Origin of the sequence: Candidatus Atelocyanobacterium thalassa isolate ALOHA (assembly GCF_000025125.1) — a bacterium.
Classification (GTDB): domain Bacteria; phylum Cyanobacteriota; class Cyanobacteriia; order Cyanobacteriales; family Microcystaceae; genus Atelocyanobacterium; species Atelocyanobacterium thalassae.
Genome location: NC_013771.1, coordinates 347,789 through 371,056, shown reverse-complemented (window position 1 = coordinate 371,056; position 23,268 = coordinate 347,789). Strand labels below are relative to the sequence as shown.

At 30.7% G+C, this 23,268-nt stretch carries 18 protein-coding genes and 1 pseudogene; 8 read left to right on the top strand and 11 right to left on the bottom strand.

Annotation, left to right across the window (positions count from 1 at the left end; genetic code table 11):
• Positions 1-25: 25 nt before the first annotated feature.
• On the top strand, positions 26-619 hold the full coding sequence (gene recR / locus UCYN_RS01600; protein WP_071813722.1) for a recombination mediator RecR: 594 nt from the start codon (positions 26-28) through the stop codon (positions 617-619).
• A 178-nt stretch (positions 620-797) separates the two neighbouring features.
• Here recR and UCYN_RS01595 read toward each other — a convergent pair whose 3' ends face one another.
• Positions 798-1,274, bottom strand: a complete 477-nt coding sequence (locus UCYN_RS01595; protein ID WP_012953748.1) for an NAD(P)H-quinone oxidoreductase subunit N — start codon at positions 1,272-1,274, stop codon at positions 798-800.
• Positions 1,275-1,913: 639 nt separating this feature from the next.
• Between UCYN_RS01595 and UCYN_RS01590 the strand changes: the two genes are divergently transcribed.
• A complete protein-coding gene (locus tag UCYN_RS01590; RefSeq protein WP_012953747.1) occupies positions 1,914-3,398 on the top strand; it encodes an aminotransferase class I/II-fold pyridoxal phosphate-dependent enzyme in 1,485 nt (494 codons plus the stop codon).
• On the opposite strand, the gene UCYN_RS01585 is transcribed toward UCYN_RS01590, so the two are convergent.
• Both UCYN_RS01585 and folB read right to left on the bottom strand, forming a co-directional pair.
• The gene (locus UCYN_RS01585; RefSeq protein WP_012953746.1) at positions 3,391-3,957 is read right to left on the bottom strand and encodes a DUF3318 domain-containing protein; all 567 of its coding nucleotides are present in this window, start codon (positions 3,955-3,957) and stop codon (positions 3,391-3,393) included. The two genes, UCYN_RS01590 and UCYN_RS01585, sit on opposite strands and share 8 nt — an antisense overlap.
• Positions 3,958-4,120: 163 nt before the next feature.
• On the bottom strand, positions 4,121-4,489 hold the full coding sequence (gene folB / locus UCYN_RS01580) for a dihydroneopterin aldolase (protein WP_012953745.1): 369 nt from the start codon (positions 4,487-4,489) through the stop codon (positions 4,121-4,123).
• Positions 4,490-4,571: 82 nt separating this feature from the next.
• Here folB and UCYN_RS01575 point away from each other — a divergent pair, with 82 nt between their 5' ends.
• From UCYN_RS01575 to ftsH, 5 genes are all read left to right on the top strand, one after another.
• The gene (locus UCYN_RS01575; RefSeq protein ID WP_012953744.1) at positions 4,572-5,150 is read left to right on the top strand and encodes a rhomboid family intramembrane serine protease; all 579 of its coding nucleotides are present in this window, start codon (positions 4,572-4,574) and stop codon (positions 5,148-5,150) included.
• A gap of 188 nt (positions 5,151-5,338) precedes the next feature.
• Positions 5,339-6,403: a uroporphyrinogen decarboxylase gene (gene hemE, locus UCYN_RS01570; RefSeq protein WP_012953743.1), complete on the top strand. Its 1,065-nt coding sequence runs from the start codon at positions 5,339-5,341 to the stop codon at positions 6,401-6,403.
• Between the two features lie 114 nt (positions 6,404-6,517).
• The gene (locus UCYN_RS01565; protein ID WP_012953742.1) at positions 6,518-7,474 is read left to right on the top strand and encodes an NAD-dependent epimerase/dehydratase family protein; all 957 of its coding nucleotides are present in this window, start codon (positions 6,518-6,520) and stop codon (positions 7,472-7,474) included.
• Positions 7,475-7,665: 191 nt separating this feature from the next.
• Positions 7,666-9,363 (top strand): DUF3685 domain-containing protein, encoded by a 1,698-nt coding sequence (locus UCYN_RS01560; RefSeq protein ID WP_012953741.1) that lies wholly within the window; start codon positions 7,666-7,668, stop codon positions 9,361-9,363.
• A gap of 142 nt (positions 9,364-9,505) precedes the next feature.
• Complete coding sequence (ftsH, locus tag UCYN_RS01555) at positions 9,506-11,350, top strand: ATP-dependent zinc metalloprotease FtsH (RefSeq protein WP_407078872.1); 1,845 nt, start codon at positions 9,506-9,508, stop codon at positions 11,348-11,350.
• 35 nt (positions 11,351-11,385) lie between these two features.
• Here the strand turns inward: ftsH and gyrA are convergent, their stop codons facing one another.
• Both gyrA and murD read right to left on the bottom strand, forming a co-directional pair.
• Entirely contained in the window at positions 11,386-13,950 is a 2,565-nt protein-coding gene (gyrA, locus tag UCYN_RS01550) for a DNA topoisomerase (ATP-hydrolyzing) subunit A (protein ID WP_012953739.1), read from the bottom strand.
• Between the two features lie 336 nt (positions 13,951-14,286).
• Positions 14,287-15,679: pseudogene (gene murD, locus UCYN_RS01545) on the bottom strand (UDP-N-acetylmuramoyl-L-alanine--D-glutamate ligase).
• 314 nt (positions 15,680-15,993) lie between these two features.
• Between murD and crtR the strand changes: the two are divergent.
• Positions 15,994-16,863: a beta-carotene hydroxylase gene (crtR, locus tag UCYN_RS01540; RefSeq protein ID WP_012953737.1), complete on the top strand. Its 870-nt coding sequence runs from the start codon at positions 15,994-15,996 to the stop codon at positions 16,861-16,863.
• Between the two features lie 108 nt (positions 16,864-16,971).
• Here crtR and UCYN_RS01535 read toward each other — a convergent pair whose 3' ends face one another.
• The 6 genes from UCYN_RS01535 to UCYN_RS01515 all read right to left on the bottom strand — a co-directional run bounded on the left by UCYN_RS01535 (position 16,972) and on the right by UCYN_RS01515 (position 23,164).
• Positions 16,972-17,253, bottom strand: coding sequence for a DUF3288 family protein (locus UCYN_RS01535; RefSeq protein ID WP_012953736.1), 282 nt, complete (start codon positions 17,251-17,253; stop codon positions 16,972-16,974).
• A 117-nt stretch (positions 17,254-17,370) separates the two neighbouring features.
• Complete coding sequence (locus tag UCYN_RS06185) at positions 17,371-17,532, bottom strand: CAB/ELIP/HLIP family chlorophyll-binding protein (protein ID WP_012953735.1); 162 nt, start codon at positions 17,530-17,532, stop codon at positions 17,371-17,373.
• Between the two features lie 186 nt (positions 17,533-17,718).
• The gene (locus UCYN_RS01525) at positions 17,719-18,453 is read right to left on the bottom strand and encodes a Bax inhibitor-1/YccA family protein (protein WP_012953734.1); all 735 of its coding nucleotides are present in this window, start codon (positions 18,451-18,453) and stop codon (positions 17,719-17,721) included.
• A gap of 258 nt (positions 18,454-18,711) precedes the next feature.
• Positions 18,712-20,250 carry a SagB/ThcOx family dehydrogenase gene (locus tag UCYN_RS01520; protein ID WP_012953733.1) on the bottom strand — a complete coding sequence of 513 codons (1,539 nt, stop codon included), beginning with the start codon at positions 20,248-20,250 and terminating at the stop codon, positions 18,712-18,714.
• 507 nt (positions 20,251-20,757) lie between these two features.
• Positions 20,758-20,943 (bottom strand): TLTLP motif-containing protein, encoded by a 186-nt coding sequence (locus UCYN_RS06095; protein ID WP_012953732.1) that lies wholly within the window; start codon positions 20,941-20,943, stop codon positions 20,758-20,760.
• Positions 20,944-21,196: 253 nt separating this feature from the next.
• The gene (locus UCYN_RS01515) at positions 21,197-23,164 is read right to left on the bottom strand and encodes an ABC transporter ATP-binding protein/permease (protein ID WP_012953731.1); all 1,968 of its coding nucleotides are present in this window, start codon (positions 23,162-23,164) and stop codon (positions 21,197-21,199) included.
• Positions 23,165-23,268 lie beyond the last annotated feature (104 nt).

The following is a 23,268-nucleotide window of genomic DNA, read 5'->3' as shown; positions in this document are numbered from 1 at the left end:
TTTATTAAGTTAGGAGTAGTTTCTTATTTTCACACCTCCTCTAGCCCGTTTAATTGAAAAATTGCAACGCTTGCCAGGAATTGGTCCTAAATCAGCACAAAGATTAGCTTTTTATATTCTTAAACTACCCGAGTCTGAAGTTCAAGCCTTTGCTAAAGCTTTAATAAATGCAAAACAACGTACAGGTTTATGTACAAAATGTTTTCATTTCTCAGAAAAACCTATCTGTGAGATTTGTAGTAATACGAATAGAGATTCAAATCTTATATGTGTCGTAGCTGATTCTCGAGATGTTATCGCTCTAGAAAAAACTAGAGAATATAAAGGAATGTACCATGTACTAGGAGGAATCATGTCTCCTATAGATGGTATTGGTCCAGAGCAACTTAACGTTGAGCCATTAGTAAGGCGTGTATCTCAGGAAAATATAAAAGAAGTAATCCTAGCAATTAGTCCAACAGTTGAAGGAGAAACTATGACTCTATACCTTTGTCAGGTACTAAAAGCTTTCACAAAAGTTACACGTATTGCTTTTGGTTTACCAGTAGGTGGAGACTTAGAATATACAGATGAAATAACTTTAGCGAGAGCTTTGGCTGGCCGACAAGAGCTGAGTTAATAAAATTATATAATTGTATGAGAGAAAAAAAATATATATAGTGATTGAATATTATTTGAAGAATATTAATAGCTAATAATTTAGCCTTCCTTGCCGAGGATAGTAAATCTTTAAAAATTTTAAATGTTAAGAAGTTGTAATCCTCTAACTACCAGAAGACTATAACTTCTTAACTGTATTAAACCGCTTGAGCAATTTTCTCTAAAGACTCCCAGCGAAAATAACGCTCACCTCCTAACTCAACAACAACTTTAATTCGAGGTTCTTGGTGAGGTAGATTTGTTAGATATTCTAATTCGTCTCTAGATAAGACGTGACCTTCTATAATCCATAAAATTAATCCCTTAGATTTTGGAGACAGATTATCTAATTTATAGGTAGCAACTGGAGGAACAAAATATATTGGACCTACCGCAGCTTCTTGGCCAATGTTTTTTTTACCTAAATGAGGAACAGATACTCCGTGAACTTTTGTAAGATAAGCTTCTATATCCCCAAGTCCTTTCGCAGTAAGAGAGAAACTATCATATCCATTAAGTCGTAAACGTCTTTGGTAACGTCCTTCTGACCCTCCCTCTAAAGGAGTAAATATTCCAAGTGCACCTGACTTTTCTAAGTCACGAATAAAACCTTTCCCTGTAGTAAGCAGTGCCATGTTATTAATAAAGAATTGAATCTAATAAGCCTTTCTTTGATTATAAAAGAAGGATTGTTTTAAGTAAAAAACTTACTTTAAACAAAAGTCATATTATGTTAGATTTTTGTTCATTTATATTATGATTTTTCTTATACTTTTGCACTTAGTGAATAGATACTCTGATTTTAAATAAATAAATAATCTTCTATAAATAAAGATTATTTATTTATTTGTTTATTTTGATTTCTTACAATTAACATTAATTGAAATCTTTCTTCTTAAATAGTTTATTTAATTAAGAAAACAATTCTAAGAGCTTTAATATCAATTAATAACATTAAAGCTCTTAAAATTGCATATTAGTTAAATATCTTTCAAGTATTTTATTAAAAAATAATATGTTTTCTAACAATAAAAATATTTAACTAAAGCATTAATAGTTATACAAAAATAAATTACATAATTTATAAAAAAAACAAGAATTTTAAAATATCTTAAAAATATCTTGCAAGTAAAAAATTTAAACAATACTTTTCATATTATTTTTTGTTATCAAATAATAAAAATAAAAATAAATTTTATAAATTTCAAAAATCTAGTAATAAACCTTTAAATAGTTTTTTAACTACTGAATTTATTCTTTCTTATAATAAGTAAATGACAATATTTGACAATATCTGTTCTAGTAATCAAAATAGAGCTCCCTTAATTGAGGCCTTAAATGTTTTAAGAAGACGAAACGATGCAGCTTTTTATGCTCCTGGACATAAAAGAGGTCAAGGGATTAGTGAATTAATGTTATCCTTACTCGGAAAGAAAGTATTCAAATCAGATCTGCCTGAATTACCAGAATTAGGCAACTTGTTTGTTCCTGACGAAGCAATTAAAGAAGCTCAAGATCTTGCTGCAGAAGCTTTTGGAGCCAAACGAACTTGGTTTCTTGTTAATGGTTCAAGTTGTGGTATAGCTGCTGGGATTTTAGCAGTATGTAATCCAGGCGACAAAATTATCGTACCAAGAAATATTCATCATTCAGTTATTACCGGCTTAATTTTGTCTGGGGCGATTCCTGTTTTTTTATATCCTCAATGTTATTCTACATGGGATTTACCTCTGAATATTACCCCAAAATCTTTAAAAGCAACTTTGAAAAGGCATGGTAATATCAAAGCTGTTTTAATAATCCATCCTACTTATCATGGTATTTGTGGGAATATCAAAGAAATAGTAAAAGTTACTCATTCTTATAACATTCCTTTACTAGTAGATGAAGCACATGGGGCACACTTTCAGTTTCATTCAGCTCTACCTTCTTCAGCATTGTCAGAAGGAGCCGACCTAAGCATTCAATCCACACATAAAGTTTTAGGTGCAATAACACAAGCCTCAATGTTGCATTTACAGGGTAATCTAATTAATGAGAATAAAATTAATCAAGCTTTACAGTTGATGCAATCTAGCAGTCCTAGTAACTTATTATTAGCTTCTTTGGATGGTGCAAGACAGCAGATTATGATTGATGGTCAAAAACTATTAAATAAAACCATAAAATTATCGGAATTAGCAAGAAGCGAAATTAATAATATTAACGGATTTTCTACTTTAGAATTAATAAATAAGAAACCAGAATTTTATGATTTAGATATCACTAGACTGACAATTGATATTTCTTCTCTAGGAGTTAGTGGCTGGAAGATTGATAAAGTTTTGAGAACAAAATTCAACGTTACAGCAGAACTTCCTATGCTTTCATCTCTAACTTTTATTATTTCGATAGGAAATAATAAAAAAGATATCATATCTTTAGTAAAAGCTTTGATAGGACTTAAGGAGATGACACTTTCATCATGTTCAGAACTATCAATACCTTATTTATCTTATGAATCAAAAGTTTTCTCATGTTTCAACATGTCTCCCAGAGATGCTTTTTTTGCCTCTAAAAAGATTGTTCCTATTGAAAAGAGTGCTGGATTAATTAGTGGAGAAGTTTTATGTCCTTATCCTCCAGGGATACCTATAATAATGCCAGGAGAAATTATTACCGGCGAAGCAATTAAATATTTGGTAAAAATTAAACAACAGGGAGGAATAATTGCTGGATGTGATAATCAAGATCTAAAAACTATTAAAGTAATTAATTAATAAAAGATTGAAGATATTCTAGACGAATTTTTGATTCTAATTTAGGATGACTTTCTAGTTTAGCTATCTTTTTAATGCCTTCTAAGAGATGTTTCGCTGCGTCATCTTTTCTATATCCTCTTTTAAGAGAAGCTTTTATTGTATCTTTATCAAAATCTAATTCTTTTTGAATATTTTGATTACCATACCAAAATTGTTTCGTAAAAATGATAATTAATATTCCAAATATAGAAATTCCTAATGTATCTCTTTGTAGGACTTTAATAAATAACTCTAAAACACCGAGAGATAAAATAAATTGGTTTAAATTTAATTTAAATGAATAAACATCTTGTAACTGGAAGCCTACACGTAAAATCAGTAAATCTCGCTGGGCTTCTGTTAATTGATACCAAAGATCAAAATTAATATAAATCAGTCTCTTACTTCTGTTCCAAGGAAATGCAAAAGGTATCCTAATTACCTCTGATTGAGTTGATTTACTGACAATCTTAGTTAACATTCTACCCGAAGCAGGCATTACATCTAATAATCTGCTAATTTCAGAATTAATGTTCATAAAATAAAAGTTATTGATAATTTAATTAAATATTTAATTTTGTTAAATAATCGATCAAAACACTAATTAGCATTGATTAGATAATGTTTAAAATATTTTTTAGTTAATAAATTAAATTATGTTTTCTGTTGTAACTTATTGTCAAAAGACAATCTTATATAATTTATATGTTATCTTCTTTTTTCCGAGTAATATTAATAGTAACTCTACCTTCGAAATTATCAATAGGAGGCGAGAGTTTACTTAGATTAATCCTAACTTCATTAACTTTTGGGAAAGATAATACTTTTTGAGCTATTACTTCTGCTAATTTTTCTATAAGAGAAAAATTAGCAGAAGTAATTTGATCTTTAACGGTATTAATTACATGACAATAGTCTAAAGTATCTTCAATTGAGTCAGATATTCCTGAAACGTGTAAATCCATACCTAAACTAAGATTAACTTCAAACCACTGTCCTAAAATTTTCTCTTCTGGTACATATCCGGTATAACCATAGCAGCGAATTCCCTTTATCTTGATAAAGTCCATTATCTTTTATAGTACTAAATATTTATATGAAATGTACCACTAATAGTTATTATTGTTAATAATATTTTTACTTAAAAACGTTATGGGGCAATTATTTAAAAATAGCTTTTCTAAAAAATTTAAAACACAAGCTATCATTTTGGGAAGTTTTGTAAGTATTTTTTGGATAGTAGAGCTGATTGATATTTTTATTTTTCATGGAAAATTAGATAATTTAGGTGTTCAACCTCACACTTTAAAGGGATTACGAGGTATTTTTTTTGCACCTTTTTTACATGGAGATTTATCTCATTTAATTAATAACACTATTCCTTTTTTAGTTCTGGGATCCTTTGTTATGCTTCACAGAACTAAGGATTTCTGGATTGTAACTCTTTTAACTACAATAATAGGCGGTTTAGGTGTTTGGTTATTTGGTCCTACAAACTCTGTTCATATTGGAGCAAGTATACTGATTTTTGGCTATTTAGGATTTTTATTACTGAGAGGTTATTTTCAAAAGCAAATCATTTCAATATGTGTATCTATCTTGATATTTTGTCTATATGGAGGACTAATTATTGGATTGTTGCCTTCACAACCAGGTATTTCTTGGCAAGGTCATTTGTTTGGTTTTTTAGGAGGAGCTTTAGCTGCAAGATTGCTTAAAGCTAAAAAATAACAATTTTTAATGTTTACATCTTTATTCCTAAAATATTAATTTAATCATAAAAATATGAATAGAAATTTTTTCTTATTACATTATCTTGTGCTCTAGATTAAAAAATAATAAATATTCATTACAACCTATACAACTAAGTCACGCCTAATGATACCTTAGAGGAGCAATTTTATTACCTTGGAAGCTATATGAAAGGAGCTGACAATATGCCTTATCTTCTTCGTGCAGCACGAGGAGAAATTTTAGATCGTCCGCCTGTTTGGATGATGAGACAAGCTGGACGTTATATGAAAGTATATCGAGATTTACGAGATAGATATCCTAGTTTCCGAGAAAGATCAGAAAATCCTAATCTTGCTATTGAAATTTCTCTACAGCCTTGGCATGCTTTTCAGCCAGATGGTGTAATTATGTTTTCAGATATACTGACTCCATTGTCTGGCATGGGTGTTTCTTTTGATATCATACCTAATAAAGGACCAGTAATCTCCCCTGCAATTCGTACACTAAAACAAATTGAAGATCTGCATGATCTCGAACCGGAAGAATCCTTACCTTTCGTGAAAACAATTTTACAGTCTTTAAGAAAAGAGGTAGGTAATCAATCTACTGTATTAGGTTTCGTTGGTGCACCTTGGACATTAGCTGCTTATGCTATTGAAGGTAAAAGTTCTAAGAACTATACTATCACTAAAGCTATGGCTTTTTCTGAACCTGAAATTCTTCATCGACTTTTAAGTAAGATTACAAATTCAATAGCTACTTATGCATGTCATCAAATCGCTTGTGGGGCACAAATAATACAATTATTTGATTCATGGGCTGGACATTTAAGTCCTCAAGACTATGAATCTTTTGCACTTCCTTATCAACAACAAGTAATTCATAAAATTAAAAAAATTTACCCAGATACTCCTGTTATTCTTTATATCAATAGTAGTGCTGGGAAACTAAACCAAATGGAGTGTTCTAAAGCAGACATTGTAAGTATTGACTGGACAATAGATATGGCAGAAGCTAGGCAACGTTTAAGTAATCATATAACTATACAAGGTAATATTGATCCAGGTATATTATTTGGTTCTCACAAAGTTATTAAAGAACGTATTATTGATACAGTACAAAAAGCTGGTAAAGGCAGACATATTTTAAACTTAGGTCATGGAGTAGTGGTAGGAACACCAGAAGAAAATGTTAGATATTTCTTCGAAATAGCCAAGCAAATTGATAAATTAACAACTTTGACTATTTAATTAAATTGTAAAACTCAACAGCATAAATATATTTTCAAAGTCTGTTACAATATATCGGCAATAGGAAGGTTTTAGTATCTTTTTATTGTCTAAAGTATTATAAAAAAATAACTAATGAAACGTATTTTCATAACAGGTGCAAGTGGATGTATAGGACACTACATAGCAGAAACTTTAATTAACTATACAGACTATGAACTTTATTTCCTAGTGAGAAATCCAGATAAGCTGTTATTTAATTATAATAGCCGTCCTGGCATACATTTAATTGAAGAAGATTTGAAAAATATAAATCAGCTAAGTGATTTTTTAAAAACAGTTAATATCGCCATTTTAGCTGCAACAAGCTGGGGAGGAGACGTAGAATCTTATGAAATTAATGTAAGTTCAATGATAGATTTAATCAATCTATTAGACTCTGAAGTATGTCAGCAAATTATTTATTTTTCTACTGCAAGCATCTTAGATAAGAACAACAAGCCACTACCTGAAGCAAGAACGCTTGGTACTAACTATATACGGACTAAATACCAATGTTATACCCAATTACAAAAATTACCAGTATATGAAAAGATTGTCACAGTTTTTCCTACTTTAGTTTTTGGAGGAGAACACAATAAACCATATTCTCATTTATCTGGTGGTATTAACGATGTTACAAAATGGATAGGTTTAATACGTTTCTTTAAAATAGATGGAAGTTTCCATTATATTCATGCAAAAGATATAGCTCAAGTTATTAAATATTTAATTGAAAATCCATCTCTAGCCATTACAAATAAAGATATTGTTTTAGGTAATAAAAAAACAACAGTTAATGAAGCGGTAGAAACAATATGTAAGTATTTTAATAAAAGAATTTATTTCCGAATTCCATTGTCAATTACTTTGGCAAATATGTTTATTAAAATTTTTCAATTACGTATGGAAGCATGGGATTATTTTTCTATGAACTACCGTCATTTTACTTATAAAAAAACCATAGTTCCTTCTAGCTTTGGAGCAGATGATTATTGTGCCACTATTGAAAATATAATGAATCTAAGTGATCCTAAAGAAGAGAAGAACTAATATTACAAAGATCGATTCTTCTCAAAAAACTCAACGAAATTTAGTAATTTTTTAAGATTAATTTTCTATAAAATATACATAACAAATAAAAAAAATTAATAAGTAGTTGTTATATTGATTTATTCATATATAAGTGTTTACAATAAAGCTGATTTTAATTATTAACCTCATTAGTCTTCACCTTTAAAACTGTGAGTGATAGCTCTATTTCTATACTAATTCTAGATACGGATCAGATTTTTCTTTTAGGTTTAGCAACAGCCTTAAGTAAAGATTCTCGATATAAAATTATTGATCAAGCTGATAATTTAACTGATATTTTTATAAAATTATCAACCAATTCACCTGATATAATTATTTTTGAACCTAATTTATTTAATAGTTTTTTAGCTATTAAGCAATTCTGTATAAAAATTAGAAGAGAATATCCAAGTATTAGATTATGTTGTTTAAGTCGCTACTTTAGAGTTGAAGAAGAAAAAGAATTTCAAAAAATAGGTATCCGAGGATATTTTGATAAAAATATTGAAATTGATGTACTAATAAATAATTTAGACGAAGTAATTCAGAATAAATTTTTATATAAATCAGCTTCTTTAAATCATCAGTTTATTAAGTCCAGATCCCGAATCACAAACAATAATTGGGTATCCCGTATTCAAAGATATGGTCTTAAGCTTATTGAAGATCGACTAATCTTTATTAATGAAACTTTAAAAAAACCTTCGGCATCTAAGCTAAAGATCTTATTTTGGAAAGGAAGGAGAAGAGAGCTATTGGTAGTTTCTTATTTATTAGAAAAACTTTTCAGTATTAATGTCCTTAGGCAAAAGCCTAACAAATCAAATAATCAAATCAAAAATGATTCATTTTTAAAGAATTTTTGGATTACAAATAGTGCAGTTCAGCCTGTAAATAGCCTAATAATATTTAATCGAACTCTTGAAAAAATTGAGAAAAACACTAGTAATTTTACTAGAGTATATTTGGAAATTGATATATTAGAAGGTGATAAAAGAAAAGAACTTTTGAAAATAGTTACTAAACACTTATACAGGATTATAGAAGATATAAATTTTATTGAGATAGAAAATAAAAGAGTTATCAAAAGCAGCCTATCAGTTTTGCAGAAGTTATGGAGAGAAGCTTCTTTAATTTTTATTGAAAAATATTGCAAACTTGCTCAAAAAATTTCTTTAAAAGAACTTGAGCAAATCATTGAAGATAATGAAGTTTTAATATCTAAAGAAATTTTAGATAAAATACCTTTTTGTATAGAATTATTAGATTACTTGTTACTTAAGGATGTTTGGGTAGAAGAGCAGACTTTAACAATAAATACTACTGTAAATTTAACAGAGAAAACAGAAAAGGCTTTACATAACGTTATAATACAAGTCTCGAACGGAATCATTTCACTGATATTGAATAATTTTTCAAATAATGAAAGAGTTAAAGAAAATTTATTTCATACAAACATGATTTCAACAAGAGAATTAGCAAAATTCAGAAATCGATTGGCATGGGAGTATAGAAAAAATGAATATTGGCAAGAGCCTAAAAACATTTTTGAAAGTCAACATCAACTTTTTTTCTTAGAAGATAAAGGAATAAATCTTATGTTTGTTTACGCAGCTAGACAAGAAGAACTTAATAAATTAACTAGAATACGCTGGTCTGTTACAATTATTTTAGAAATTAGAGATGCCATAGCATTACCTTTAAGTTCTCTATTGAAAACATCTGGAAATGCCATAGTTTATCTTCTAACCCAAATAATCGGTCGTAGCATTGGATTAGTAGGTAAAGGAATTTTACAGGGAATTGGAAATAGTTTAATTGGTAGTGATTATTTAAAAAAAACGATAAATCCTAATTCAAAATCATAAACAAATCGTTTTTTCAAATCTTATACAAGAATGCTATTTCATCTTTATTAATAATAAAAATTTCTTCAAGTTGAAAAATATGAAATATTTTTCAACTTTATTAAAGCAAAAATACAAATCAAATATAATGCATAAGAAAAATATGCCATGCTTAAACTCTAATAGACTTAAGTTTAAAAAAACGAACAATGTAATAGCTGCCAGTATCTTGTTGAATCTATTATTGATGTCTTCTCCTTGTTTTGGACAACAAAAAAAAGATTCTTATAATTACAGTAAATTACTCGAAGATGTCAAATCAGGCAAAATAAGTCTAATTGAGATCGATCCTAGATTACAAAAAGCACAAGTTAACTTTAACAACAACGATATAGTTGAACAAGTTACTCTATTTGAGAAAAATCCTGAATTGATTCAGAGTTTAAAAGCTAATAACGTAAAAATTGACTACAGTCCGTCATCAGATAATTCTACTGCAGTACGTTTGCTTCTCCAAGTTCCAATTTTACTTCTAATATTGGTAATTGTTATTACTATTGTTCGAAGATCCACAAATATCTCAGGTCAGACAACTAACTTTAGTAAATCTAAAGCTCGTTTTCAAATGGAGGTAACTACAGGTATCTCTTTTGAAGATGTAGCTGGAATTGATGAAGCAAAAGAAGAGTTACAAGAAATTGTAACTTTTCTTAAAGAGCCAGAAAAGTTTACTGCTATTGGAGCAAAAATCCCTAAAGGAGTACTACTAGTTGGTCCTCCAGGGACTGGTAAAACTCTTCTAGCTAAAGCGATAGCTGGAGAAGCTGGAGTACCTTTTTTTAGCATCTCTGGTTCAGAATTCGTAGAAATGTTTGTAGGTGTTGGTGCTTCACGAGTTAGAGATCTATTTAAAAAAGCTAAAGAAAATACTCCCTGTCTAATATTTATTGATGAAATAGATGCTGTTGGTCGTCAAAGAGGAGTCGGATATGGCGGTGGTAATGATGAAAGAGAACAAACTCTTAATCAGCTATTAACTGAAATGGATGGTTTTGAAGGAAATTCAGGAATAATTTTAATTGCCGCTACTAATCGTCCTGATGTTTTAGATGCGGCTTTATCAAGACCTGGAAGGTTTGATAGACAGGTCATCGTTGATTATCCTGATCTTAAAGGAAGACAAGGTATTTTAGAAGTTCACTCACGGAATAAAAAAATTAGCGAAAGTGTTTCATTGGAAACTATTGCTAGACGCACCCCAGGTTTTACAGGTGCTGATCTAGCTAATCTCTTGAATGAAGCCGCAATTTTTACAGCTAGGAGAAGGAAGAAAACTATTTCTATGACAGAAATTTATGACGCTATAGATAGAGTTGTTGCTGGTATGGAGGGAGCACCTCTGATTGATAGTAAAAGTAAAAGGTTGATTGCATATCATGAAATTGGTCATGCTTTAGTAGGGACAATAATTCCTGAACATGAATCAGTTGAAAAAGTAACTTTAATACCTAGAGGGCAAGCAAAAGGGTTGACCTGGTTTACTCCCGAAGAAGAATCCGCATTAATTACTCGCAATCAAATATTAGCTAGAATATCTGGTCTTCTGGGAGGACGTGTTGCAGAAGAGGTGATTTTTGGACAAGATGAAGTTACTACAGGGGCAGGTAATGATCTTGAAAAAGTAACTTACTTAGCGAGACAAATGGTTACTCGTTTTGGAATGTCAGAGTTAGGCTTAGTAGCACTTGAGAAGGATGATAAAAGTTCTTTTGGTTTTGACAATGCTGTTCAATCTGATTATTCTGAGGGAGTTGCAGAAAAGATTGATTTACAAGTCCGTTCTATAGTTAAACTTTGCTATCAAAAAGCACAAAAAATAATTTCTGATAATCGTACATTAGTTGATCACTTAGTTGATGTGCTAATTGATAAAGAAACTATAGAAGGAGAAGAATTTCGTCAACTATTAAATCAATCTTCGTTACAAACTAAAGTTGTTTCTGATTAATTATTGACAAATTTGTAAGAGATTTAATTTATAGATTAAATCTCTTCATTTTCTCCATCTTCTTCAGGTACAGGAGGTACAAGAGCAACTGCAGCAATAGCATCATCTTCATCCAGCCTTTGTACTCTAACCCCTGTAGCAGAACGAGATTGTAAAGAAATTGCTTTTACAGCTTGTCTAATAATAATACCTCGATTCGAAACAATCATTAATTCATCTTCTGCATTTACAACACGAAGTGACGTTAAATTATCTTTTCCCGATTTAAATTTAATTGCTCTTACTCCCATGCCAGCACGACGCTGTAAGCGAAATTGAGTAATAGGAATTCTTTTTCCATAACCTTTATTGGTAATAGCTAAAATCCATGGTCCTAGACTAGTTTCTTTTTCAGTCAATTCTTCAGGTTCTATTTCCAATACCTCTTCGTTATCTTGAGATTCCTCGACTCCTATAGTTACTTGAGCAGAAAGAATATCCATACTAATTAATTCATCTTTTTTCTTTAATCTCATAGACTTTACACCTCTTGTAGCCCTACCAAGAGGTCGTAGCTGTTGGTGATCTGCATGAAAATGAATAGCCATTCCTAGTCGAGTACCAAGGATTACACTATCCTCTTCTCTAGTTAATCTAACCCACCGTAATTGATCTCCTTCTCCGAGTGAAATAGCTATTAATCCATTAGTCCTTATATTACTAAAAGCAGAAAGAGCGGTTTTCTTAATATAGCCCTGACGAGTCAGCATTACTAAAAAGATATCTTCTTTAAATTCACTAACTGAAATAATAGAAGTTATTTTTTCACTTTTTGAGATAGACAACATCTGTACGATAGGAACCCCTCTTGACGTTCTTGAGGAAGATGGAATTTGATAAGCATTAGTAGCATAAACGACTCCTCTGTCACTAAAGAGAAGGACTACATCGTGATCACAACAAGTTAAAAAATGTTCTACCACATCGTTTTCTTTTATTTTTGCTCCAGCTTTTCCTCTCGTTGCTCTTTGCTGTGCATCGAAAGAGCTAACAGGCATTCTTTTTATATACCCTTGCTCAGTAAGAAGTATGATAGCTTGTTCATTAGCGATAAGATCAGTATCTACAATTTCTCCTTCATCATGAATAATTTCCGTACATCTAGGAGTGCCGTGAATATTCTTAATTTGAACTAATTCTTCTTCTATAATGGCTTCTATTCTTTCTTTTTTAGATAAAATATCATTTAAGTTAGCAATTTTTATTTGTAACTCTTTATGTTCAGCATGTATTTTTTCTGCTTCTAAAGCAGTAAGACGACGTAGTTGCATTTGCAAAATAGCATCTGCTTGAACATCAGATAGTTCAAATTGATCTATTAGTTTTTTCTTTGCAGTTATTGAATCATCTGCACTACGAATAATAGAGATAATAGGATCTAGGCTATCTAAAGCAATAAGAAGTCCTTGTAATAAATGATTTCTTTCTTCTGCCTTTCTAAGTTCATACTTGGAACGTCGAATAATAGTTTCTACTCGGAAACTAATGAAAACAGTAAGGAAGTTTTTTAGAGTTAGGAGTTGCGGTTCTCCCTTCACCAAAGCTAGCATATTGGCTCCAAAATTTGCTTGGACAGGAGTTTGCTTATAAATATTATTAAGAACTACTCTGGAATGTGCGTCTCTTTTTAACTCGATTACAATACGCATTCCTTCACGATCACTTTCATCCCGAATGTCGGAAATTCCATCAATACGTTTATCGTTCACCATATCAGCTATGCGCTCAATTAAAGCAGATTTATTTGTTTGATATGGCAACTGAGTAATAATAATTGCGTCTCTGTTGGAACGTCCTTGATATTCCAAAGTTTCAATTTGGGCGACTCCTCTCATTGTTATGGAACCACGACCTGTCATATAAGCCTCATGGATACCTGAGCGGCCTAATATCTGTCCTCCTGTAGGAAAGTCAGGTCCTGGAATTATTTTAATAAGATCTTTCTCTTCTAGCTCTGGATTATGTATTAAAGCAATAGTTCCATCAATCAGTTCCCCTAAATTATGTGGAGGAATATTAGTCGCCATACCTACAGCGATACCAGAGGAACCATTAAGAAGAAGCTGCGGTATTCTAGAAGGAAGAACAACAGGTTCCTTTTGAGAACCATCAAAATTATCTGCAAAATCTACAGTTTCAAATTCTATATCTCGGAGTAAAGCATCAGTTGAAAGATTTCTAAGACGACACTCTGTATAACGCATAGCTGCGGGAGGATCATTGTCTATTGAGCCAAAATTCCCATGTCCATCAACCAAAGGACTACGCATAGAGAAATTCTGGGCCATACGTACTAAAGCATCATAAACAGCCGTATCTCCATGGGGATGATATTTCCCTAAAACTTCTCCTACAACACGAGCACATTTACGAAAAGGCTTTTCCGGAACTAATCCTAGTTCATACATAGCGTATAAAATACGTCTATGAACAGGTTTTAAACCATCCCTTGCATCAGGTAAAGCTCGTCCTACAATTACGCTCATTGCATATTCTAAATAAGAACGAGACATCTCATTACTTAAATCTGTTGGGATAATTCGATCCTGAGGGATTGTCATAGGGTAATTAACTCCGTTCACAGGGTAGCTTGAAAAAACGCTTTAATAAATTGATAAAAAAAACTTCCTAAGTGGATTTAGCACGGTTTTTTTTACTATTTAATAGTACTTTAACACAAAAATAACTATCAGTAGGAAATACGAAATATCTATTTATTTGATTAAAAAGGAGAGGTGGTAAGGGTGTTTATAAAGTGGATTTTACTTTCCAATAATCTATAAAACGTTTTTTATTATTGATATATGAAAAATAAATATCAATAATCGTAATACAGTATTTATGATGTGATCGTAGATAAAACTGTTCTTGATAAATAAAGTTTAGATGAATATTCATTAAAGCAGCTCATTAGTATCCATAAAAAGCTTTTTGCATAGACTTTTAAAACAATTTCCTCGATCTTCAAAATTTTTATACTGATCAAAACTTGCGCATGCTGGAGATAAAAGAACTACTTTAGCTTTTAATTCTTTACCTAAGCTGAAACTTCTTTCTTACTGCTACGTCCATCTCTTCAACAATTTCATAATTATAATAGCTAAAACTTTCAAGACGTTCTGCGATAAAAGATGCAGATTCACCAATGAGTAGGACTTTAGAAACTTGAGATTTTATAAGTTTAATCCACTCGCTATCATTTCCTTCTTTTGATTGTCCTCCTGCAATTAAAATAGCAGGGGATTCTACTGAAATCAAACCCATAGCAGCAGCATCATAGTTAGTCGCTTTACTATCATTTATAAACTGAATATCATCAATGCTAACAACATATTCTAAACGGTGAGGTACACCATCAAAATTTTCTACTGCCAAAGAAATATCTTTTTTATCGATTCCGGCAATCTTAGCAGCTGCAACAGCCATCAAAAGATTTTGTTGATTATGGAGTCCTGCAACTTTAAATAAGTTTATTGGAAACATTAATTCTCCAAAGGCAACAATCCAACCATCTTGGACATATACTCCTTTAATAGGATCACAAGGTAAATCTTCTTTTCCTTTTATTGTTGTCCAATAGGCATTTGGCCAACTGTGAGAACTTATAGTATGTAGATAGTTATCATCATTATTTAAAATTTGATATTTACAATTTTTAAGTAATGAAGCCTTTATCGAATAATAGTTATGCAATGTTTTATGGCGACTTAAATGGTCTGGTGTAAAGCTTGTCCAAATACCAATCGTAGGCCTTATCGTTTGAGAAGATTCACACTGATAACTACTAACTTCTGTAATAATCCAGTCATAATTGGGAATACTTGGATTTTTTAGTTTAGATAAAGCTAATTCAGAAGCTGCATTTCCGACATTCCCGCAGGCAACAGCACTAAGTGAAGATTTTTGAAAAATTGATTCAACTAATTTTGTGGTTGTAGTTTTTCCATTAGTACCAGTAATAATTAACCAAGGGGATAAATTAAGATATCGCCAGGATAACTCTAATTCACCAATTATGCTAACTTTATGAAGACGGGCTTGAACTAAAAAAGGAGCATCCCATGGTACTCCTGGACTAACTATTATTAATTCTGGTAAAAAAGAAGGCTGAAAAACTGGATTATGAAGTAACTTAACAGTAATGTCTTCTAGTTTTAATTTTTTTTGTAAGTCTTGTAGTTCAGAAGAAGTTGAAGAATCGCTAATAACTACACTCCACCCTTCTTGTTTAAGACACCTTGCAGCAGCAATTCCTGATTTTCCTAATCCAATAACATAAGCTATCGCCATTCGATTTTATAGCACTTTCATACGTAAATTATATATTAACTTATCTTAGCTCTACTGGTAGGACAAAATATGAGAAACTTTAATCTATCTTAAGAATTTTGCTTCTTATTTCCATAATTTTAGAAAAGTGCTAGAACTCTCTGTCAATTAACTTTCTTGAATTTTTTTAAATAAAATTTTGCTTTGTTATTCATCTTTTATATTAGTTTGTAGACACTAAGAGAAGATATGTTATTAAGCTTTGTTAAATTTCCATTATCGTGTAAGCTTAGTAGTGTTAATAAATAATTTCGAGGAAGAGGTACAAAATCATCATGCAGTCGGCAGGAACGCTGCAAACGGTTCCCAAAAAGTTTTTGAAGGCTCCTGGTGGATTTAATCCCAATGTAGTCATGTTTTTAACTGCTTTGTTTTTAATTTTCTCTTCAACTTGTGGACATTTCTTGTGGAACTGGAGAGATTGGATATGTTTTAGTTGTAACGTTATTGCTCTTCATTTTTCTGGCACTGTTATACATGACGCTTCACATAATTCAGCTCATCCAAACCGAACTATCAATTCAACTCTAGGTCATGGTAGTGCATTAATGTTAGGCTTTGCATTTCCTGTCTTTACCCGAGTACATCTACAACACCACGCCCATGTCAATGATCCTGAAAATGATCCCGATCATTTTGTATCAACAGGGGGACCTTTATGGATGATAGCAGCGCGCTTTTTCTACCATGAGATATTTTTTTTTAGACGCCGTCTATGGGTTAAATACGAAATATTAGAATGGTTCTTAAGTAGATTAGTTTTATTTACTGTAATCGTACTAGGTATAAAATACGGATTCATTAATTATGTTATGAATTTCTGGTTTGTACCAGCACTAGTAGTAGGTGTAGCTCTAGGGCTATTTTTTGATTATCTACCTCATCGGCCTTTTCAAGAACGTAATCGTTGGAAAAATGCTAGAGTCTATCCAAGTAAAATATTGAACTTTTTAATTTTCGGACAAAACTATCATTTAGTTCATCATTTATGGCCATCAATTCCTTGGTATAGATACGAGCCTGCTTACTATGCAACCAAACAACTACTAGACGAAAAAGAATGCGAACAATCTTTAGATTTACTTAAAGGAAAAAACTTTCTAGGCTTCCTTTATGATATTTTCTTAGGAATTCGATTTCATTAAATAACTTAATTTTGAATCATATATAAATAAAATTTAACTATTTTCTTACCTTTATATAAAAGGCTTCTTACTTCTATAAGTAATAAATCTTAGGTATTATCTAGAAAATTAATTCCAATCTTGAACTTCGTTGTCTAGGGAATCAGAATGAAGAATTCTTTTATTATGAATTTCACGAGTTTTTACAAATAATTCTTCTTGTGTTAATTGCCAAGTAGCTAAAATTTTATTCAAATCTTGATATATTTTCCTAGCTCCTGGAAAATCCTGATAACGTATTAATAATCTTGCTAACTCAACCAATTTGTAATCATCGGCTTGGGAATTTAATAAATCATTAACAATAAGGCGATCACGATGTTCTTGAGGATGTATTTGATCTTGTAACATTAAAATACCTATTTTTAATGATGTTATTTTAATACCTAAAATCTTAGCGTTTTATTTATGAAAATAGCTTAAGATTCATACAATTGAAAGCGGTAGATATAAATTATTAAGCGTAATTTATAGACCTAGCCAATGAAAAATGCCTTGTCCACTTATATACTCAATAATAAAAATGCTCATAATACCGATCATAGCAGCGCGGCCATTTAAGCGTTCTGCATATTCAGTAAAGCCAAATTTAGGTTCATCAAAAGCTCTCTTGTCAGTGTTAGTATTCATAATTTTTGTGAATTTGCCTTGCTTATATATTTAAAGGAACTAAACAAAAAATTAAGAATTAATATGGTCATAAAATACTATGAATTTAAAGTTCATAAAGATTTTAAGGTCAATACTAATTAATAACTCTCAATTATTATAACAAAATAAACGTAAAATAGGAGTAGTTTTAATCTTTTATGTGTTTTAATTATTATCTCTATCGTTAAGCGAGATCACTAATCTTAAGATAAATACGAATAAATTAATATAAGTCAAGTACATTGAAAGTGCTGCAGCAAGATACTGTTTATCATTGTAACTACGAGGAAGCACGTAAAAGTCAACCACTGCAGCTCCTGCAAATAAAAATACTCCTAATCCAGAAAATGCTATCTCTAACCATGACGGTGTGTAGAAGCCAAAAATAGAAAATATAAATTGCCCTATAATTACTGCCAAGAGAGCTATTAATCCTAATTGAACTGTTTTCGTTAAAGCCATCCCATCTTGATCTGATAAGTTTGTTCCAATGCTACGGGCAATAATAAAAGTGGCTCCACATCCAAAAGCTGAAATTCCTACTCCTTGAATTCCTACTCCTTCAGTTCCTAAAGCAATATAAACAATACCACTGAGAGTATATCCAGACAACAAACTATAAATAGATAATAAAGGTAAGGCAATACTTTGATTATTCTTATTAATTACTCTATTTACAATAAAAAAGAAAACCAGTTCTAAGATAACAGCAATTACAAAAGTTGAAGAAAAAGTCTCTGGATAAGAATTGATTATGCCTAGTCCACCATACGTTCCTAGTCCAGTCAAAATTAAGCCACTACCAACAATAGGTAAAGCATTAGCTATAACATTAGGACCGACAATGTCTTTCTTTTGAGATTCATTAATTGCTTTACGAAAATTACTTGTATTACTCATAATTTTATTCTCACTAAAAAAATCTAGTAGATAACATACTATTTTTTATAGCTTATTACTTAGATTGAAAACTAGTAAAGAATACCGCACCGGAATATAATAGTATTATAAATTTTAAACATAAAGTAATTCTAAAAAGTCATTTTTAAGTAAAATTCTAGATATGGTTTAAAAATATAGGAACTAAATAATATCTAGAATTTATTAACCATTATTTTTAATAATTAAGAAGCACCATAAGTTAAGTTAATTTGCTATTTAATTTATAGATTGATATCTTGGTCTTCCAATTGTTGTAATGTAAATAACAACTTCATCTTCAGGAATACCAAGAACCTCATTTACTTGATCGTCAAAAAAACCACCAATTCCACTTACGCCAAGTTGAAGATGAATAGCAGCCAGATTGATTTTTTGACCTAAATGTCCTGCATCAAGATGCAAATATCTATAGACACGATCACCATATTTTTCTATTGCCTTTTTCAATTCTGTCGTGTGAAAAATAATTGCCCCTGCATCTCTTCCTAAATTTTGCCCTAAACACAGGTAGTGTAATTCTTTTCGAAAATTTTTAAACCTAATTTGTCTAAGTTCTTGAGCCTTTGGAGCATAATAATAACAACCAGATTCTAGTCCTTCTACTCCAGAGACTGCTATAAAAGTTTCAATTAAACTGATATCAAAATAATCAGGATTCGAATCAAATCCCTGATGAACATAATCTTGAGACTGGTAAGTAAAGTGTAATAATGCTTTTAACTCATCTAAAGTTAACTCTTCACCCGTATACGCACGAGTAGATCGTCTTTTGAAAATAGTTTTTTCAAGAAGACTAAAATCACTTCCCCATACTATAGGAGTTGTGGATGTAGAGACCTTTAAACAAAATGGAAAGTTATACTTATCTTCTACAATACTTTTTTGAGATACTATTTTTTGTACTTTATTAATATCAGACTCTTGTATCTCAGTAGCTTGATGAAAATAGCCTAGTAATTCTCCATCAGATACTTCGGAATAATTGGTTTTTATAATTGAAGGTACAGCTGTAGGCCCTATATCCTCTAAATTCTTGTTATTGTAGGTTAAGTCAGATAAGGCTATAACTGAAGTTACTCCTTCTTCTTTAGAGTTAAAATAAAAAATTTTATTAAGTACATTGTCTATAAATCCTCCGATTAAGTGAGGACGGTAATTAGTCATAGCGCAAGCTAGCTCTATATTACCCAACAAATGCCCTGTATCTAGACAAATTCTTCGATAAGCCCTATCTTCATATCGCCAAGAAGACCTGTAAAAAATAGCGGTTGTGACGATTGCTAGCTCTGAATTTTCAAGAGCTTGATGAGATAAACATGCTTTCTTTAGATTGTCCCAGACATCATTATCCCAAAAATGCAACAAAGAATGGTTTTGTGGTTGGTAACTATATAGTCCAGCTGGTAGCCATGAAGTTCCTTTAGAAATTAAATAAACTTCAGCTGGATATAATCCTCCAGCTGAGGGAGTCGCTCTCAAATATATAGGACTTCCAATAGTAGGAACTTTTGCTGTTAATCCATAACTACAGCCACATAAACGAGAAAGCCTTTGCCAATATGAAGAATGAGAAGTAAATGGTGATTCCTTTGATGAATAAGTTATTAGCTCGTAAGATTTACCAATTTTATATTCTTTGAAAGGGATTGGCTGTTTTGACCAATCCAAGCCTTTGTTCTTAGTAGCAATAGTTTGGGGATCGTATTTTGTTCTTTGATGATAATAAACAGCTATGGATGCTGGCAAATCTGACATGAATATTAATTTTTTTAGCGTTTATTGTTCGATTTTAATCTTCTCATTCCCAAATTTCTCCGTAGGAATTTACTATTCTTCAGCTTTTGAGTATAAAACAAAATACTTTGATATATCAATAGAGTGATTACAGCCAAATAGTAATATTGCTGAAATCTAAAAATGATTTTTGAAGCTTTTATCTATCATTCATTCACTGAATAATTTGATATACATAGCATGTCAAATGATTTTAAGTTTGAAATTTTAATTGTTTTTTTATAATGTTTAAGATAAGGTTTTTAATTTTTTAACTTAGCAATTAAAAACTATTGCTTCAATTTAAGGAAGGCCATAATTCTTATAAAGTGTTTTTAAGTTTCATTTATTAGCAAGGCTAGATAAAAAACTATATAAATTTTCACTATATTTTTAATAAGTTCCTTAAATGATATTTTTATTGTTGTGGTTTAGTACCTTTCTTCATATGAATCAATATAGATGACATTTTGATTGATAATAAAGATACTATTTTCTAGAATCATTCAGATAATGAAATTGACTCGATGGAGAATCGACTTTATTTGAAGAGTAATATGCAATTACAAAGACAGGTAATGTTAGGGTTACCATGGCAATTACCGTTCCTATAATATGATTCCACCTATGAGCAGAAGGTTCTGTCCCCTTCTTTGATGAACTACTAGATTCCATAAATTAATGGTCTTGACTGCATGTTTAAGAATAAAAGAAAGATTCTAAGAACCTCATACAATTATTATACTAATTTTTTGAATAGAAAGGAAATTTAAACTTTAGTTATCTAAAATAGTATAGTAATTTTTTACATTGATGCTTATCAAAAATATAAATATATAAGACGTATTTTTATATTCAATGATCATAAACTAATTTTTTTGATCTGAAAAATAAAAATTTATTACATAATACTTTATTGTAACTTTAGCTAATTATGAACTTTGTGAATTTCTAGTTCCCAATCACCTTTATCCATTATGGTTAATATTTGCTGATGATATTTAGTCAAAGTAGGTCTATGACCTACACTAATATAGCTAGTCTCTGAGGTTGATAAACTATAGTAAAGAGACTCTTCATTCTCTTCATCTAAAGCACTAGTAGCTTCGTCTAAAATAACATAACGAGGCTTGGTAATTAAAATTCTAGCAAATGCTATACGCTGTTGTTCTCCCAAAGATAATAAGCTACTCCAATTTTCTTTTATGTCAAAATCTTGAAAACGATTTCTCAAACTCTGTAAGTCAACAGCTGTTAATATTTCATTTAGTTGGCTTTGTGTAATATACTTCCCTACATCAGGATATAAAAGTTGTTCTTTTAGACTTCCTGAAATCATATATGGATGTTGGGGTAAAAATAATATCTCTTTTGGACTAGGCCGAAAGATCGTTCCATCTCCTGAGCTCCAAAGTCCGGCAATAGCCCTAAGTAGAGAACTTTTGCCAGTTCCACTAGTCCCCATAATTAATAAATTATTACTTCTATCTACACGAATAGTAATATTTTTAACTAATTTTCTTTGAGAATTAGGAGGGTATAAAGAAACGTTTTGTAAAACAATAAAAGGGAATTTTTCGATATGAATTAAATTATTACTTAATTTTTCTTCGTTTAATAACTTCGGATTCATTGATTCATAAAATTCTCCCAAGCGATTAATACTAGCAGCGAATCTTGTGATTTCCGGAATCCGGTTAGTTATTAAAGATAGCGCCTCCAGAACTTGACTAAATGCAACAGTTGCCTGTGCAATAGATCCAAAATCTAACTCTCCTTTTAAATACAAAGGAGCAATCATAATATATGGTATTAATCTCGTAAAATAGTTATACCCTAATTGAAAAAGATTTATAACTGATTGCCAAATGATTAATAAGTTAAAGTTTTTAACAACCTTTTTTAATTTTTTAGCAACTTGTTTGTTTTCTAAAAATTCCCCTCTATAGAATGCAATTGATTCAGCATAGTCCCTAATTCTTAAGATGCTATAGCGAAAATTTGCTTCTAGACGCAATTGAGCATAATTAATCTTAATTAGACGATTTCCTGCAATTAAAACTACTACAGTACCAAATATTGCGTAAATTAATAAACCATATGTTAACCTCTCAGATATTGTGTATAAAATATAAGAAAAAGAGATTAATGTTAAGATTGAGTTAAAGAAATCAAGTAGAAAATCAAGAGTAACAGTTGTAAAAGATTTTATATCTTGCGTTATTCTCTGATCAGGGTTATCCACTTCTTTCCCGATAGATTCAGAATTTAACTTATAATATGTACGATAGCTAAAATAGCGACTCAAGAAACTCTCTGTAAGCCACTCTCGCCACATTAAGCCTAACTTTTTCCTGGTATAGCGGTAAGTGACAATAATAGGTACAGCAGAGATTAATACCAAGCCATAAACTATCATAAATTGCCAAAAAACATCTGCATTTTTTTCAGTCAATGCAGTATCAATAAAACGAAAAACATAGCTCATGATGAGCCTTAATCCATTAACAACTAGTAAAAGAAAAAGAAGAGATCCTAGTAAAAACCACTGCTTCCATTTTTTACTGATTTTAGAAAATTGTGATAGAAAAATTAAATTACTAATTAATAAAATAATGGCTACATAACTAACAATATTTGAATCTAAAATATTATTAATTTTATTGACAAAACTATTAGTAATAACATTAGAGAAATTAGCGAAAACTGTATTAGTTAATAGAGTTGCTCCAATTGTCATGAAAAAAGTTAAACTAATAACCATAACAATTAGTGTTACTAATAACGTACAGAAAACCCATATTTGATTATTATTGATAGGGAAAAAATAGGGTTGTGCTGTTTCAAAAAAATATGAAATGAGCTTTTGATTAAATTTCAATCGGATTTTAGGCATTATGATGTGTTGTAAATGTAAAATATCAATTGCCTCTCAATAAGAATCTTAAGAGTTAGATCAGTTAACAAAAGTTATATTTTAACGATATTATTACTGATAAT